Below are 15,347 nucleotides of genomic sequence, written 5' to 3'. Positions count from 1 at the left end.
TCACTTGCCGCCCTGGAGCCGCTGCACGGTCTGGTCGGTGGTCCACAGCGCGTTGGCGATGTAGCGGTAGTTGACCAGCGCGCTGGCGTAGCCGTCGCCTTCCGGCGTCTTGGGGCCGGCGACTGCATCGCGCACCACGGCCACCTCGAAGCCGCGCTCGAGGAATTCGCGCAGGTGCGACTCCACGCACAGGTTCGACAGCATGCCGGCCAGGATGATCTTGTCCACGCCCTGCTTGCGCAGCTGGAGCATCAGGTCGTTCGACTGCGGGCCGTACAGCTTGTGCGGCGAGGCGACGACAGTCTTGCCGTCCTCGATAAACTGTTTGAACTCGGGCATGAAGTCGGCGCCGGAGCCGCGAAAACCGTCCAGGCTCAGGGCGCTCGGGCGGTCGAAGATCTTGATCTTGTGCTGGAAGATCTCGGCCGGGCCGCCGTGCTTCCAGGCGTGGTCGTGCGGGTAGTAATAGTGCGGCGAGATCGACACCACGATGCCGGCCGCCTTCGAGGCCTTGAACAGCTTGGTCAGGTTCGGCACCAGGTTCTGCTCGGTGACGCTTTCGCCGACCACGCCCCAGGCCGCGCCCTTGGCGCTCATGAAGTCGATTTGCGGATCGATCACGACCAGCGCCGTGCGCTTCAGGTCGAGCTGCATGCCCGGATCGGGCAGGGCCGGCTTGGCGGGATCGGTGTACTTCGCGGGGATCTGGGCGGCAGCGCCGGTGGCGAAAAGGGCGCCGGTCAGGGTGCCGGCCAGGACGAAGGCCAGCGCGCGGCCGATGGTGGATGGTTTGGTGGTCATCAGGGTTCTCCTTGTGGATGGACCTCCATTACATCGTTGCCGCGCATGGCTCGCCAGCCCACATTTGGCGAGCCTGGCATCCCCCTGATTCTGGATGGCATTTGTGGCCGAAAACGTGGTAAGAATAAGTTTTCGGACGTGGCTTGAGGTGACGCCGGAGACTGACCCAACGCCCGCATTCCGCAGGCTGGGCGCGCATGGCGACGGTAGCCATTCGAACTACGCCATACGGCATCTGCAGGCTGGCGCCGCTCTCGTTATACTGCGCGCATGAACATTCCCGAATCCGACGCCGGCGGCGATTTCCAGGCCCTCGTGGCGGCGCGCCGCAATTTCACCTTGCGGCGCCTGCACGCGCCGGGGCCAGATGCGCAAGCGCTGGAACGCATGGTCGAAGCGGCGGCGCATGCGCCCGACCATGGCCTGCTGCGGCCGTGGCGCTTCGTGCTCATCCCGCAAGAGCGGCGCGCCGACCTGGGCGAGGTGTTCGCCGAAGCCCTGGCCGAGCGCGACCCCGGCTGTGGCGAAGAAGCGCTGGCCACCGCGCGCGACAAGGCGCAGCGTGCGCCTTGCCTGCTGGTGGCGGTGCTGCGCGACGATACGGCGGCCAAGGCGATTCCCGTGGCCGAGAAGCTGGTCTCGCTCGGCTGCGCCTTGCAGAACCTGCTGCTCGCGGCCGGCGCCGCCGGCTTCGCGACCGGTCTGGCCAGCGGCGCCGCCATGGACGCACCGGGCATGAGGCGCCTGTTGCGCCTGGAAGCGCACGAGCGCGCGATCTGCTTCATCGGCCTGGGTACGGCGGGAATTGAAAAACCGCCGCGCCCAAGGCCGGACGCGGCGGATTACCTGAGCAGCATCTGATCTTTGACTGCGGCGCGGTCAGCCTCCGCCGCAGGCGCCGCAACAGCCGCCGGCGCGCGCCTGGCGCACCGGGAAGCCCGCGCGCGTGGCCGTGATGTCGATCTCGCGCGACGATGTCAGGTCGCCGTCGTACAGGACCCTTACGTGGCTGGCGCCGGCATTGGCCTCGACCGCGTTCACGCCGGGGATGGCGCGCAGCCAGTACAGGATGTGGTCGGCGCCGGGCTGGTCCAGCGCGGCGTCCAGTTGCAGTCGGTGTTCCATGGTTGGATCCTTTCGGTGGCGATGAACGGTCAGCCGCAGCTGCCGATGTAATGGCATTCGGCGCAGCGCGCGCAGCCGTCGACCTTGTGCAGGGCGCGGGCGCCGCATTCCGGGCACTTGGCGGCGGCCGTGCGCGGCTCGGCGGCGATGTTTTCGGCAAGCGGCGCCGGCATGGTTTCTTCATGGTCCGCCGCGCGCGCCGCCAGCGCGCAGTCGAGCTGGTCGACCGGCACCTGGTTGCCCCAGGTGTCCAGGAAGCCGCGCCGGATCAGCATCCGCTGCAACATGAAGGCGATCGCCGCCACTTCGGAATCGTGGTAGACCGGCACCTGCACGCCGTCCTCGCGGACCAGGTGGCCGCAGCGCACCGGCCCTTTCTCCCACACCACCTCGCGCATGTCGGCCAGTGCCTTTGCTACCGGGCTGCCGGCGCGCGCCGCCAGCGACAGCAGGCGCATGGTCGAGGTGATCCACTGGTGGCCGTCGCTGCGCTGGTTGGCCGGCATGAAGAATTCGAAGGGACGCTCGATGGTCACCGGGCGCCCGTCGTGCAGGCCCTCGACGCGCAGGAAGCTGATGGTCAGGTAGACCGCCTTCTTGCCCTCCTGGGTCGTGTACTCGACTTTCGAGGTGAGCGATTCCAGCTCGCCCAGCGGGCGCGACTCGAAGCGCTTGCGCAGCGGATCGTCGTCCGACGGTGCGGGCGACGTCGAGGCCGGGGCCGGCGCTTCCACGCTCAGCACGCTGCCGGTAACGCTGTTGGGACGGTAGGTAGCCAGGCCTTTCAGGCCGGCGCGCCAGGCCTCGGTGTACAGGTCCTTGAATTCGGCATAGGGATAATCGGCCGGCACGTTGACGGTCTTCGAGATCGCCGTGTCGACATAAGGCTGCACCGCCTCCATCATGCGCAGGTGGTCGAGCGCCGACATCTCGAGCGCGGTGACGAATTGCGGCGGCAGCGGCTCACCGTCGGCCTGGAGACCGAGGTGACGATACAGGCGCCAGGCGTGGTCTGCCACTTCATAGGTGCGGATGGAGTCGTCCGGCATGCGCTTGCGGCGCTGGTAGACCCAGGAGAAGGCCGGCTCGATGCCGTTCGAGGCATTGTCGGCGAAGGCCAGCGAGATGGTACCGGTCGGCGCGATCGACAGCAGGTGCGAATTGCGGATGCCGTGGCGCGCGATGTCTTCGCGCAGCGCATCCGGCAGGCGGGCGACGAACTGGCCGGCCAGGTAGCGCTCGGCGTCGAACAGCGGGAACGGACCCTTCTCGCGGGCCAGCGCGATCGAGGCCGCATAGGCGGCGTTGCGCAGCTCGCGCGCGATGCAGGCCGCCATGGCGCGGCCTTCCGGCGCGTCGTAGCGCAGGCCGAGCATCACCAGGGCGCTGCCCAGGCCCATGAAGCCCAGGCCGATGCGGCGCTTGCTGGCGCCTTCCTCGGCCTGTTGCGGCAGCGGCCACTGGTTGGCGTCGAGCACCAGGTCGAGCATGCGCACGCCGATCGCGGCGACTTCGCGCATGGTGTCGAAGTCGAAGGCGGCGCCGGGGGTGAAGGGCTGGCTGACGAAGCGGGTCAGGTTGAGCGAACCGAGATCGCAGCAGCCATACGGTGGCAGCGGCTGCTCGCCGCAGGGATTGGTGGCCGCCAGCCGCTCGCACCAGTACAGGTTGTTCTCCGCGTTCATGCGGTCGATGAACAGCACGCCCGGCTCGGCGTGGTCGTAGGTCGAACCGACCACCTTGTCCCACAGCGTCCGGGCCGGCACGCTGCGATAGACCCACAGGCCGTCGTCGCGCTGGAAGGCGCCGGCATCGATGGCGTCCTGGGCCGGCGGGGCGCGGTGCACCAGCTCGACGGCTTCGTCGGCCAGCACCGCTTCCATGAAGGCGTCGCTGACGCCCACCGACAGGTTGAAATTGCTGAAGGCCCCGCCGTCCTTGGCGGCGATGAAGCGCTCGATATCGGGATGGTCGATGCGCAGCACGCCCATTTGGGCGCCACGGCGGGCGCCGGCCGATTCGACCGTGCGGCAGGAAGCGTCGAACACTTCCATATACGACACCGGGCCGGAAGCGCGCGAGTGCGTGCCTTTGACCAGGCTGCCGGCCGGGCGGATCGGGCTGAAATCGTAGCCGACGCCGCCGCCGCGGCGCATGGTCTCGGCGGCTTCCGCCACCGCCGTATAGATGCCGGGCAGGCCGTCGGTGTCGCCGGTGATCGAGTCGCCCACCGGCTGCACGAAGCAGTTCATCAGGGTGGCCTTGATGCCCAGGCCAGCGGCGGAATTGATGCGGCCGGCCGGCACGAAGCCGTGTTCCTGGGCCCACAGGAAGCGCTGCTCCATCTCGGCGCGCAGGGCTTGCGGCTCATGGCTTGCCAGCGCATGCGCCACGCGGGCGCGCACTTCCTCGATCGAGGTTTCCAGGCCGCGCGCGTATTTTTCGCGCAGGACGTCGGTCGATACCTCTTGTGGAGGCATGGCCGCGGTAAACAGGTGGTCTTTGGCGTTCATCGAATTCTACGGATCGTGGATCGTTCGATCCTGTGGGTTAGGTGTTCGTCCACTATCCGCGCTTCGGGCGCCCGGCGCCTTAAACCGGTTCAAGATTCCGACAGCGTTCCCAGGTCTTGCGCGATCAGCGCCGTCATCGTGCGCGCCTGGTCCGGATCGACGTCATGGTGAAAGCGCTTCTTGACGCCGTGTTCGGCCAGCTGCCAGTGCAGGTCCGGCTCGATACCGTGCCGCGCCAGGCAGCTGCGGGCGCACAGCAGCGGGCAGCCGTCGATCACGGCCAGCGGCCGGCCGGATCGCGCCAGCTTGAGGATCGGCTTGACGTCGCCGCCGATGCCGGCGATGCAGGACATCTCGGCCACGCCCATGCGGTCCAGTTCGAGGGCGACCTGGTTGGCGGTCTGGGCGGCGCTGGAACAGCCCGAGCACGAGTACACGATGGGAAAAGTCGACTTGTCCATGATGGCCTTTCAATGGGGATGGGGCGGGGCGCCGGGGCGCCGCGGGATGAGCGACGCCAGCACCCGGTGCGGCGCCAGCCGGGCCGGGTCGAACACCGGGCCGTCGATCGCGTCGAGCGTGTTCTTGATCGTCAGCCCGAGTTCGGTGTCGCCTTCCATCAGCAGGCGGCGGCTGAAGAACAGGGTGTCCGGATCTTCCTTGCGCGCCGCCAGCTGGGCGAAGTCGTGCAGGCTGGCGCTGATGGTGAGGTCGGGCGCCTGGCTGCGCGCGGCCGGTCCGAAGGCGCTGCCGTTCCAGACGAAGTCGAAGGCGAGGCCGGCATCCGGCGCGCACAGGCGCAGGCGCTTGCCGCGCAGGGCGGCGCGCACGTCGTCGGGAAGGTGGCGCACCAGCGCGAGGTTGAGTGCGGTGGCGAACAGGCGCGAGCCGGGGGCGGCCGGCAGCAGCGACAGCAGACGCTTGACGGGCGCGGGCAGGGGATGCGATTCAGGGTGCATGGTGGTTCCTTGTCGTGTGGTCAGGCGGCGGGTCAGGCAGCGATGCGCTCGAGTCCCGGCCGGCCATGCCAGAAGCCGTCGCAGGCTTCGGCCGGCATCAGGGGCGCCATGCGCGCCGTCGCATCGCCAGGGGCAATGGCGCCGTCCAGGGCGGCGCGCACCAGGGCCACGATGGCGGGCATATTGTTCGCTTGCGGGCTGAGACGCACCACGTCCACGCCCATGGCGCGCATGGCATCGAGCTCGCCCACCAGGTTGTAGACCAGCGCCGACTGGGTCTGGATGCCGTTCAGCACCAGGAAGGATTGTTTTTCTCGGGTCTGCATCACCAGCCCGTCCGGATGCTCGATGCAGCTGAAGCGGCAGTCGTCCTTCGGCAGGTTGCGCTGGCGCGCGGTGAAGCAGCGCGCCGAGAAGGCGAGCGGCAGGCGGCCATAGGCGAATACCTCGGTCTCCAGGCCGTCCGGGCGATCTGCCAGCAGCGCGGCCAGGCCGGTGCGCGACATCTCGAGCGGCATCACCCAGCGGGTGGCGCCCAGGCGCGCCACGATGTCGAGCGACTGGGCGCTGTACAGGTTCAGGTGCGGGCCGGCCACGAAGGGCTGGCCGCTCATGCAGTTGACGGCGCCCATGTCGTTGGCCTCGACCAGGAAGCGGCCATTGGCGGCGACGCGGCGCATGGCGCCGAGGTCGGAATGGGATTCGATCAGCACCTGGGTCGACAGCACCACCTGCTTGCCGGCCCCCTGCAGCAGCTCAGCCAGGGCCAGCCAGTCGGGCAGGCGCAGTTCATGGCGGCGCGAGCATACGGCTTCGCCGAGATGGATGATGTCGACCGGGCTGTTGGCGAGCGCCTCGTAGAAGGCGAACACGGTGGCGCGCGGCCAGTAGTACTGGATGGGGCCAAGAGAGATCTTCATATTTTTATTTCCAGGGACGGTGATAGGCGCCCAGCGTGTGCTGCCGGCCTTCGGCCACCTTGTCGAGCTCCGCCATCCAGGCTGGCTTGAGCGAGAAACGCTGGCCCGACAGGCAGGTGTCGATCGCCTCGCGCCAGACCCGCGTCACCTGGGCCACATAGGCCGGGCTGCGCTGGCGGCCCTCGATCTTGATCGCGCGTGCGCCGAGGGCGGCCAGCTGGGGCAGGATCTCGAGCGTGTTCAGGCTGGCCGGCTCCTCGACCGCGTAATAGGTCTCGTCGCCGACGTCGAAGCGGCCCTTGCACAGGGTCGGATAGCCGGCGTGCTCGCCATCGTCGTAGCGGTCGATCAGCACCTCGTTCAGGCGCGCTTCCAGTCCCTTGGGTGTGTGCTGCCAGCGCACCGCCTTGGCCGGCGAGCAGACGCCGTGGGTATTCGGCGATTCGCCTGTCACATAGGACGACAGCTGGCAGCGGCCTTCGACCATCACGCACAGGCTGCCGAAGCCGAACACCTCGATCTCGACCGGCGTGCGGCCAATCAGGTGCTCGACCTGGCTCAGGGACAGCACGCGCGGCAGCACCGCGCGTACGATGCCGAAGTGGCGGTGATAGAAGTCGATGGCTTCCAGGTTGGTGGCCGAACCCTGCACCGACAGGTGCAGGCGCAGCCCGGGGTGTACGCGCGCCGCGTATTCCATCAGGCCGGGATCGGCCAGGATGACGGCGTCGATGCCGAAGTCGGCGGCGCGGTCGATGGCGGCGCGCCAGGCGTCCCAGCCGGCCGCCTGGGGATAGGTGTTCAGGGCCAGGAAGACCTTGCGGCCGCGCCGGTGGGCATAGTCTATCCCGGCGCGGATGGCATCCTCGCCGAAGTTCAGGCCGGCGAAGTTGCGGGCATTGGTGGCGTCGCGAAAGCCGAGGTAGACGCAGTCGGCGCCGTTGTCGACGGCGGCCTTGAGGGCGGGCAGGCTGCCGGCGGGGCAGACCAGTTCAATGGGTGGGCGGATGGTGGCGGGGAGTTCGGCAGGTGTCGGTGTCATGGGCGATGCAGGTTGATGGTGCGTGCCGTGACTGTAGCGACCCGGGGTTCCGGGCGCATTGAACTGGTTCAAGGACTACGTGAGCCGCAGCACCTTGCCATCGGCATCGAACGCCAGGAAGCGTTCGATGGCGCCGCGGTGCACGGCATCGATCATCATCTTGAGCGCGCGTTCGACATCCGGAGCGGTGGGCAGGGCGCCGTCGATGCCCGGCAGGGCGGCGACGAAGGCGACGTCCCATGGCTGGCCGGTCTGCTGCGATTCGCGCGCCAGCGTGGCGAAGTCCGGCAGTTCGTCGACTGCCTTGTCGACGCACATCACGGGCGCCAGCGCGCCTCCCTGGCCGGCCTCGAAACGCTTCTTCTGGCCCGGTGTATGGTTGAGTGGCAGCTCGCGCGCGGCGAACACAAACAGCAGCCGTTGCGGCTCGTCCTGGGTGCGTGCGGCCAGGAGAAAATCGTTGAAGTCGGTGATCTGCATGGTCAAGTCGCCCCCTTACTGCACCAGCGGCGTGGCGGCGCCTTCGAGCGTGACGCCCTGGACGTCGGCGCGGCCCACCAGCAATTGCAGGTACTGGTGCACGCCGCGTTGCCAGGCCGCCGTAGCCAGGTAGTCGGCGATCCGCTCGCGCACCGCCTCGAACGGCAGCAGGCGACCCGCGACCCGGCGCTGCACCTGCACGATGTGCAGGCCGAAGCGGGTCTCGACCGGGCGCTCGGCCAGCCGGCCTTGTTCAAGGCGGAACACGACAGCGTCGAATTCGGGCACGCACTGGCCGCGCGCCAGCTGGCCCAGGCTGCCGCCGACGGCGCCGGACGGGCAGTTCGAGTACTGGCGCGCTAGTTCGTCGAAGCGCTCCGGCGCCGCCTTGAGCGTCGCCAGCACCGCGTCCGCGGTCTCGCGCAGCAGTTCCAGCGGCGCGTTGGGCGTCACCTGGAACAGGATGTGGCGCGCCTCGACCAGTTCGCCGTTGGTGAACTGCTGTGGATTGGCGGCGTAGTAACGAGAGCAGGCGGCATCGTCGGCCTGCGGCACCTTTACTTCGCTGGCCAGCAGCGCTTCGATGCACGCGTCTTCGTCCTCGCCCAGCATGCACAGGCCGAGGCGGTCGGCTTCCTGCAGCAGCAGGGTGCGCAGCACCACTTCGTGCACCGACTGCTTGAGCGGATTGTCGGCATGCTGGTGGTGCGCCAGTTCGCGTTCGATGACGTGGTCGTCGATGTCGACGCCGTTGACGGACAGTCCCATGATGCAGCTCCTTAACGTGGACGGACCAGCTGGAAGGCGCGGCCCAGGTAAGCCAGGGCGCCGAAGCCACTCCACACGTGCACCAGGCGGGTGAATGGGAAGATCACGAACAGCGACATGCCCATGAACAGGTGCAGCTTGAAGACGATCGGGGCCTCGGCCACATAGGACGCCGCGTCGCCGCGGAAGGTCACGATGTGCTGGGCCCAGCGCATCAGGCTGACCATGGTCTCGCCGTCGAGGTGGTCGAAGGAAGTGAAGATCGAGCCCAGGCCCAGCAGCAGGGTGGCCAGGATCCACAGCAGCACGATCTTGTCCTTGAAGGTGGTGACGCGGCGTAGGCGGTCGGAGGTGAAGCGGCGCACCAGCAGCATGGTGATGCCCACCAGGCAGATCAGGCCCATCACGCCGCCGCCGGCCATGGCGACGATCTGCTTGGTGCTGTGGGCAATGCCCATGGTGTCCCATACCCAGACCGGGGTGAGCAGGCCGACGGCGTGGCCGAACAACAGGCCAATGACGCCGATGTGGAATAGCGCCGAGCCCCAGCGCAGGCTGCCCCGGTGCAGCACCTGGGTCGATTCGGATTTCCAGCTGTACTGCTCGCGGTCGAAGCGGATCAGGCTACCGAGCAGGAAGATCGCCAGCGCGATATAGGGATAGATCCCGAAGAAGAATTGGTTCACGTAGTCCATGATGGTCTCCTGTTCAGGCGGATACCGGGGCGCGGTGCGCGCCTTGCGGGTAGAAGTTGATCGGTTGCGCGCCACCTGGCGCGTGCTTGAGGAGCGGCTCGACGCCATCGGCACCGGGGCCGAAGGTCTCGAGCGCCTCGTCCATGTCCTTGATCGGCGGTTCGGAGAGTTCCTCCGCCAGCACGGGGCTGAGCTGTTCCAGCACGTCGAACACGCAGGCGTAGACGTTGCCGTTGGCCGCCAGCTTGTTGCCGATATGGGCCAGCACGTGGACGGCGTCGCCCAGCAGCGGGCCGGCGTCAAGCTCGCCTTCGAGCTGGGACAGGAACTCGAGGAACAGCGGCACGAAGTCGGGCAGTTCGTCGCCCTCCATCTGCAGGCCATGCTTCTTGTATTCCTCCATCAGGTCGACCATGGCCTGGCCGCGGTCGCGCGACTCGCCGTGGATGTGCTCGAACAGGTGCAGCGAGTGCGAAGGCGTGCGGTCGAAGGTCTGCACGTAGTACTGCTGCAGCGTGATCAGGTCTTCGTTCGCCAGATGGGTCAGCAGCGGCCGCAGGGCGGCGCGCATGCCGGGCCTGGCGTCAAGGCCGGCTTCCATCTCGGGCAGCGCGGCGACCAGCTCCGGCTCGGGGTAGAGCAGCAGGGCGGAAAGGATGCGGTAGTGTTTCATGATGTGTCCCTTGTTTCAGGCCTGCTCGGCTTCTTTTTTCTTGCGCGACTTCGGCATCGAGACGAAGTGGGTCGAACCCTGCTTCTTCTTGCCGAACAGCGAAGCGTCGCTGACGCCATCCGAACAGCCGTTGCCGAACGAGAAACCGCACGAACCCTTGTCGTTGAAGCTGTCCTCGGCCATCTCCTTGTGGCTGCTCGGGATCACGAAGCGGTCTTCGTAGTTGGCGATTGCCATGATGTGGTACATGTCCTCGACCACCTCCTGGGACAGGCCCACCTGGCCCAGCACGTTCAGGTCGGGCTTGCCATCCACTGTCTTTGCCCGCATATAGGCGCGCATCGCCAGCATGCGGTCGAGCGCGTGGACGATCGGGGCCTCCTTGCCAGCGGTGAGCAGGTTGGCGAGATAGCGCACCGGGATGCGCAGGCTGCGGGTGTCGGGCAGGATGCCGTTCATGCCCATCTTGCCGCTTTCGGCCGCGGCCTGGATCGGCGACAGCGGCGGGATGTACCACACCATCGGCAAGGTGCGGTATTCGGGATGCAGCGGGAAGGCGATCTTCCACTCGACCGCCATCTTGTACACCGGCGAGCGCTTGGCCGACTCCAGCCACGCGTCCGGGATGCCCTGGCGGCGGGCTTCGGCGATCACCTCGGGGTCGTGCGGGTCGAGGAACAGGCCGAGCTGCGATTCGTACAGGTCCTGTTCGTCGGCCACCGAGGCCGCGGCCTCGATCTTGTCGGCGTCGTACAGCAGCACGCCCAGGTAGCGGATGCGGCCCACGCAGGTCTCGGAGCACACGGTCGGCTGGCCGGCCTCGATGCGGGGGTAGCAGAAGGTGCACTTCTCGGCCTTGCCCGACGACCAATTGTAGTAGATCTTCTTGTATGGGCAACCCGAGATGCACATACGCCAACCGCGGCACTTGTCCTGGTCGATCAGCACGATGCCGTCGTCCTCGCGCTTGTAGACCGAGCCCGAAGGGCAGGACGCCACGCAAGCGGGATTGAGGCAATGCTCGCACAGGCGCGGCAGGTACATCATGAAGGTGTTCTCGAAGGTCGAGTACATCTCTTTCTGCACATTGTCGAACAACTTGTCCTTGCTGCGCTTGGCGAACTCGCCGCCCAGGTCATCTTCCCAGTTCGGGCCCCACTCGATCTTGTCCATCTTCTTGCCGGTCAGGACCGATACCGGACGCGCGGTGGGCGGGGTTTCGCTCAGGGGCGCGTTCTGCAGGCGCTCGTAGTCGTAGGTGAACGGTTCGTAGTATTCGTCGATCGCCGGCAGGTTGGGGTTGGCGAAGATGTTCGCCAGGATTTTCAGGCGCGAGCCCTGGCGCGGTTCGATCCTGCCCGCGGCATTGCGTCTCCAGCCGCCATTCCACTTGTCCTGGTTTTCCCATTCCTTGGGATAGCCGATGCCCGGCTTGGTCTCGACGTTGTTGAACCAGGCGTACTCGACGCCGTCGCGGCTGGTCCAGACGTTCTTGCAGGTCACCGAGCAGGTGTGGCAACCGATGCATTTGTCCAGGTTCAGGACCATCCCGATTTGTGCTCTGATCTTCATGCTTGACTCCTGTTGTTCTCAACCGCCTCTGGCCGTGCCTTGACGCCGGGATCGCCGTTCGGACGCGACTCGTCGCGTGCGCCCTCCATCCACTCCACGTCGCGCATCTTGCGCACCAGGACGAATTCGTCGCGGTTCGAGCCGACCGTGCCGTAGTAGTTGAAGCCGTACGACAGCTGGGCATAGCCGCCGATCATGTGGGTCGGCTTGGTGACGGCGCGGGTGACCGAGTTGTGGATGCCGCCGCGTTTCTTGGAGAGCTCGGCGCCCGGCACGTTCACGATCTTTTCCTGGGCGTGGTACATCAGGGTCATGCCCTCCGGGACGCGCTGGCTCACCACGGCGCGCGCAGTCAGCGTGCCGTTGACGTTGAACACCTCGATCCAGTCGTTGTCCTCGATCCCGGCATTCTTCGCGTCGATTTCCGACAGCCACACGTGGGGACCACCGCGCGACAGGGTCAGCATCCGCATATTGTCCGAATAGGTGGAGTGGATGCCCCACTTCTGGTGCGGCGTGATGAAGTTCAGCGCGATCTCCTTGTTGCCGTTCGGCCGTGCATTCAGCAGCGCGTCGGTGGTCTTGGTGTCGATCGCGGCCTTGTACACGCACAATCCCTCGCCGAAGTCGCGCATCCAGGCGTGGTCCTGGTAGAACTGCTGGCGGCCGGTGAGGGTGCGCCATGGGATCAGTTCATGGACGTTGGTGTAGCAGGCGTTGTAGCTCACTTCCTCGCTTTCCAGGCCCGACCAGGTGGGCGACGAGATGATCTTGCGCGGCTGCGCCTGGATGTCGCGGAAGCGGATGCTGTCGTGCTCGCGCGGGATGGCCAGGTGGGTGTGATCGCGCCCCGTCATCTTCGACAGCGCATCCCAGGCTTTCACCGCCACGTGGCCATTGGTCTCGGGCGCCAGCGACAGGATCATCTCGGCGGCGTCGATCGCGGTGTCCAGGCGCGGCTGGCCCTTCGACACGCCATCGGCCAGCACCGTGCGGTTGATGCCGCGCAGGACCTCGACTTCGTGGCCGGTCTTCCAGCCGATGCCCTTGCCGCCGTTGCCCACTTTCTCGAGCAGCGGTCCGACCGAGGTGAATTTTTTATAGACGTCCGCGTAGTTGCGCTCGACCACGGTCATGCTCGGCATGGTCTTGCCCGGGATCGGTTCGCACTCGCCGGCGCGCCAGTCCTTCGGATCGAAGGGTTGGCCCAGTTCGCCCGGGGTGTCGTGCATCAGCGGCGTGAGCACCAGGTCTTTCTGGATGCCCAGGTGGGCGCCGCCGATCTCGGAGAACTTGGCGGCGATGCCCTTGTAGATTTCCCAGTCCGACTTCGATTCCCACAGCGGCTGCACGGCTTCGGACAGCGGGTGGATGAAGGGGTGCATGTCCGAGGTATTCAGGTCGTCCTTCTCGTACCAGGTGGCGGTCGGCAGCACGATGTCGCCGTACAGGCAGGTGGTGGACATGCGGAAGTCGAGCACCACCAGCAGGTCGAGCTTTCCTTCAGCGGCAGGGCGCACCTTGACGTCGCGCGGCTTGACGCAATCGTCTTCGTCGCTCATCAGGGCGTTCTGGGTGCCGAGCAGGTACTTCAGGAAGTACTCGTGGCCCTTGCCCGAGCTGCCCAGGATGTTGGAGCGCCACACGAACATATTGCGCGGGAAGTTCTTTGGATTGTCCGGGTCGTCGCAGGACAGATTCAGCTTGCCGGCCTTGATCTGGTCGACGGCGTACTTGACGGGATCCTCGCCCGCGCTTTCGGCGGCCTTGACGACGTCGAGCGGATTGGTCTCGAGCTGCGGCGCCGATGGCAACCAGCCCATGCGCTCGGCCTTGGCGTTGTAGTCGAGCAGGGACATCTCGGCCCGTTCGCCGTCGGCAGTCGGGCACAGGATCTCGGACGTGTTCAGCTTCTCGTGGCGCCACTGGCTGGTGTGGGCGTAGAAGAACGAGGTCGAGTTCATCTGGCGCGATGGACGGTTCCAGTCCAGCGCGAAGGCCAGCGGGGTCCAGCCAGTTTGTGGACGCAGCTTTTCCTGGCCCACGTAGTGCGACCAGCCGCCGCCGCTCTGGCCGATGCAGCCGCACATCATCAGCATATTGATGATGCCGCGGTAGGTCATGTCCATGTGATACCAGTGGTTCAGGGCGGCGCCCACGATCACCATCGACTTGCCGCGGGTGCGGTCGGCGTTGTCGGCAAACTCGCGCGCCACGGTGATCACATCAAGCGCTTTGACGCCGGTATGCTTGACCTGCCATGCCGGGGTATAGGGCAGGTCGTCGTCATAGCTCTTCGGGGTATTCGGGCAGATGCCGCGGTCGACGCCGTAGTTGGCCATCGACAGGTCGAACACGGTGGTGACCAGGGCTTGCGTGCCGTCGGCCAGGGTGACCTTTTTCACCGGCACCTTGCGCTCGAGGAGGTCGTCGGCATCCTTGCCGCCGAAGTAGGGGAAACCGACACTGACGATGTCGTCGTGCGCGTCCAGCAGCGACAGCTGCGGATCGATGGCGGCGCGCGAGCTGCCGTCCTTCTGCTCCAGGTTCCACTTGCCGGTCTCGCCCCAGCGGAAGCCGATCGAGCCGCTCGGGGCGACGATCTTGCCCGTGGACTGGTCGAGCACCAGGGTTTTCCACTCGGGGTTATTGGTCTCGTCGAGGTTGTTGGCCAGGTGCGAGGCGCGCAGGAAGTAGTCGGGCACCAGCCGGCCGTCTTTTTCCTTGAGCATGACCAGCATCGGGAAGTCGGTGTACTGCTTGGCGTATTCATTGAAGTACGCCGATTTGCCGGTGGCGTGGTATTCCTTCATGATGACGTGGCCCATGGCCATCGCCAGCGCGGCGTCGGTGCCCTGTTTCGGGGCCAGCCAGATGTCGCCGAACTTGGCCATCTCGCCGAAGTCCGAGGACACGGCCACGGTCTTGGTGCCCTTGTAGCGCACCTCAGTATAGAAGTGGGCGTCCGGGGTGCGGGTCATCGGCACGTTGGAACCCCACACCATCAGGTAGGTCGAGTTGTACCAGTCGGCCGATTCCGGCACGTCGGTCTGTTCGCCCCAGACTTGCGGGCTGGCCGGCGGCAGGTCGCAGTACCAGTCGTAGAAGCTCATGGCCACGCCGCCGATCAGGCTCAGGTAGCGGGTGCCGGCGGCATAGCTCACCATCGACATGGCCGGGATCGGCGAGAAGCCGATGATGCGGTCAGGCCCGTATTCCTTGATGGTGTGGGCGTTGGCGGCGGCGATCATCTCGTTGACCTCGTCCCATTTGGCGCGCACGAAGCCGCCCTGGCCGCGGATCGACTTGTAGCTGCGCGCACGCTCCGGATCCTGGCTGACCCAGGCCCAGGCCTGGACCGGATCCATGGTCTTGCGCGCTTCGCGCCACATCTGCATCAGGCGGCCGCGCACCATCGGGTGCTTGACGCGCTGGGCCGAGTAGACATACCACGAGTAGCTGGCGCCGCGTGGGCAGCCGCGCGGTTCGTGGTTGGGCAGGTCGGGACGGGTGCGCGGGTAATCGGTCTGCTGGGTTTCCCAGGTGATCAGGCCGTTCTTGACATAGACCTTCCAGCTGCACGAGCCGGTGCAGTTGACGCCGTGCGTCGAGCGCACGATCTTGTCGTGCTGCCAGCGCTGGCGATAGGCGTTTTCCCAGGTGCGGTCTTCCTCGACCACGGCCCCATGGCCGTTCGAGAAGGTTTGCTTCGGTTTGCCGAAAAAATTCAGGCGGTCCAGAAAGTGACTCATGATTTCTCCATTGGTGCGTACAGCCTGGAACCAGTGTAGGTTTGCGC

The 15,347-nt window shown here is 66.5% G+C and carries 14 protein-coding genes; 1 reads left to right on the top strand and 13 read right to left on the bottom strand.

The window, feature by feature from the left end:
- Window positions 1–801, bottom strand: coding sequence for a cysteine hydrolase family protein (locus FVD38_RS06835; RefSeq protein WP_147934124.1), 801 nt, complete (start codon window positions 799–801; stop codon window positions 1–3).
- Window positions 802–1,071: 270 nt separating this feature from the next.
- On the opposite strand from FVD38_RS06835, the gene FVD38_RS06830 reads away from it, so the two are divergent.
- A complete protein-coding gene (locus FVD38_RS06830) occupies window positions 1,072–1,662 on the top strand; it encodes a nitroreductase family protein (protein ID WP_147934123.1) in 591 nt (196 codons plus the stop codon).
- Between the two features lie 18 nt (window positions 1,663–1,680).
- Here FVD38_RS06830 and FVD38_RS06825 read toward each other — a convergent pair whose 3' ends face one another.
- The 12 genes from FVD38_RS06825 to FVD38_RS06770 form a co-directional block, all read right to left on the bottom strand.
- Complete coding sequence (locus FVD38_RS06825; protein WP_147934122.1) at window positions 1,681–1,926, bottom strand: hypothetical protein; 246 nt, start codon at window positions 1,924–1,926, stop codon at window positions 1,681–1,683.
- 29 nt (window positions 1,927–1,955) lie between these two features.
- A complete protein-coding gene (locus FVD38_RS06820) occupies window positions 1,956–4,439 on the bottom strand; it encodes an adenosylcobalamin-dependent ribonucleoside-diphosphate reductase (RefSeq protein ID WP_147934121.1) in 2,484 nt (827 codons plus the stop codon).
- Between the two features lie 89 nt (window positions 4,440–4,528).
- Window positions 4,529–4,900, bottom strand: a complete 372-nt coding sequence (locus tag FVD38_RS06815; RefSeq protein WP_123070165.1) for a putative zinc-binding protein — start codon at window positions 4,898–4,900, stop codon at window positions 4,529–4,531.
- Between the two features lie 9 nt (window positions 4,901–4,909).
- Entirely contained in the window at window positions 4,910–5,398 is a 489-nt protein-coding gene (gene ubiT, locus FVD38_RS06810) for a ubiquinone anaerobic biosynthesis accessory factor UbiT (protein ID WP_147934120.1), read from the bottom strand.
- Window positions 5,399–5,430: 32 nt separating this feature from the next.
- Window positions 5,431–6,318, bottom strand: coding sequence for a U32 family peptidase (locus FVD38_RS06805; RefSeq protein WP_123070167.1), 888 nt, complete (start codon window positions 6,316–6,318; stop codon window positions 5,431–5,433).
- Between the two features lie 4 nt (window positions 6,319–6,322).
- A complete protein-coding gene (ubiU, locus tag FVD38_RS06800; protein ID WP_147934119.1) occupies window positions 6,323–7,360 on the bottom strand; it encodes a ubiquinone anaerobic biosynthesis protein UbiU in 1,038 nt (345 codons plus the stop codon).
- 75 nt (window positions 7,361–7,435) lie between these two features.
- Entirely contained in the window at window positions 7,436–7,840 is a 405-nt protein-coding gene (locus FVD38_RS06795) for a ribonucleotide reductase subunit alpha (protein ID WP_147934220.1), read from the bottom strand.
- 15 nt (window positions 7,841–7,855) lie between these two features.
- A complete protein-coding gene (locus FVD38_RS06790; RefSeq protein WP_147934118.1) occupies window positions 7,856–8,608 on the bottom strand; it encodes a peptidylprolyl isomerase in 753 nt (250 codons plus the stop codon).
- A gap of 11 nt (window positions 8,609–8,619) precedes the next feature.
- Entirely contained in the window at window positions 8,620–9,303 is a 684-nt protein-coding gene (gene narI / locus FVD38_RS06785) for a respiratory nitrate reductase subunit gamma (protein WP_123070170.1), read from the bottom strand.
- Window positions 9,304–9,316: 13 nt separating this feature from the next.
- Complete coding sequence (gene narJ / locus FVD38_RS06780) at window positions 9,317–9,976, bottom strand: nitrate reductase molybdenum cofactor assembly chaperone (RefSeq protein WP_123070171.1); 660 nt, start codon at window positions 9,974–9,976, stop codon at window positions 9,317–9,319.
- A gap of 15 nt (window positions 9,977–9,991) precedes the next feature.
- The gene (gene narH / locus FVD38_RS06775) at window positions 9,992–11,548 is read right to left on the bottom strand and encodes a nitrate reductase subunit beta (RefSeq protein ID WP_147934117.1); all 1,557 of its coding nucleotides are present in this window, start codon (window positions 11,546–11,548) and stop codon (window positions 9,992–9,994) included.
- The gene (locus FVD38_RS06770) at window positions 11,545–15,300 is read right to left on the bottom strand and encodes a nitrate reductase subunit alpha (protein WP_147934116.1); all 3,756 of its coding nucleotides are present in this window, start codon (window positions 15,298–15,300) and stop codon (window positions 11,545–11,547) included. The genes narH and FVD38_RS06770 overlap by 4 nt, the downstream gene beginning before the upstream one ends.
- Window positions 15,301–15,347: the final 47 nt, after the last annotated feature.

This window comes from Massilia arenae, from assembly GCF_008014745.1.
In the GTDB taxonomy this organism is placed as follows: Bacteria; Pseudomonadota; Gammaproteobacteria; order Burkholderiales; family Burkholderiaceae_D; genus Telluria; species Telluria arenae.
The sequence above is the reverse complement of the archived record's forward strand: the minus strand, read 5'-3'. Positions and strand labels throughout refer to the sequence as shown.

Coding starts and splice junctions, on each gene's coding strand:
- narI (WP_123070170.1), bottom strand. CDS start 9,303: ATGGACTACGTGAACCAATTCTTCTTCGGGATCTATCCCTATATCGCG.
- ubiT (WP_147934120.1), bottom strand. CDS start 5,398: ATGCACCCTGAATCGCATCCCCTGCCCGCGCCCGTCAAGCGTCTGCTG.
- FVD38_RS06805 (WP_123070167.1), bottom strand. CDS start 6,318: ATGAAGATCTCTCTTGGCCCCATCCAGTACTACTGGCCGCGCGCCACC.
- narH (WP_147934117.1), bottom strand. CDS start 11,548: ATGAAGATCAGAGCACAAATCGGGATGGTCCTGAACCTGGACAAATGC.
- FVD38_RS06815 (WP_123070165.1), bottom strand. CDS start 4,900: ATGGACAAGTCGACTTTTCCCATCGTGTACTCGTGCTCGGGCTGTTCC.
- FVD38_RS06790 (WP_147934118.1), bottom strand. CDS start 8,608: ATGGGACTGTCCGTCAACGGCGTCGACATCGACGACCACGTCATCGAA.
- FVD38_RS06770 (WP_147934116.1), bottom strand. CDS start 15,300: ATGAGTCACTTTCTGGACCGCCTGAATTTTTTCGGCAAACCGAAGCAA.
- ubiU (WP_147934119.1), bottom strand. CDS start 7,360: ATGACACCGACACCTGCCGAACTCCCCGCCACCATCCGCCCACCCATT.
- FVD38_RS06835 (WP_147934124.1), bottom strand. CDS start 801: ATGACCACCAAACCATCCACCATCGGCCGCGCGCTGGCCTTCGTCCTG.
- FVD38_RS06830 (WP_147934123.1), top strand. CDS start 1,072: ATGAACATTCCCGAATCCGACGCCGGCGGCGATTTCCAGGCCCTCGTG.
- narJ (WP_123070171.1), bottom strand. CDS start 9,976: ATGAAACACTACCGCATCCTTTCCGCCCTGCTGCTCTACCCCGAGCCG.
- FVD38_RS06825 (WP_147934122.1), bottom strand. CDS start 1,926: ATGGAACACCGACTGCAACTGGACGCCGCGCTGGACCAGCCCGGCGCC.
- FVD38_RS06820 (WP_147934121.1), bottom strand. CDS start 4,439: ATGAACGCCAAAGACCACCTGTTTACCGCGGCCATGCCTCCACAAGAG.
- FVD38_RS06795 (WP_147934220.1), bottom strand. CDS start 7,840: ATGCAGATCACCGACTTCAACGATTTTCTCCTGGCCGCACGCACCCAG.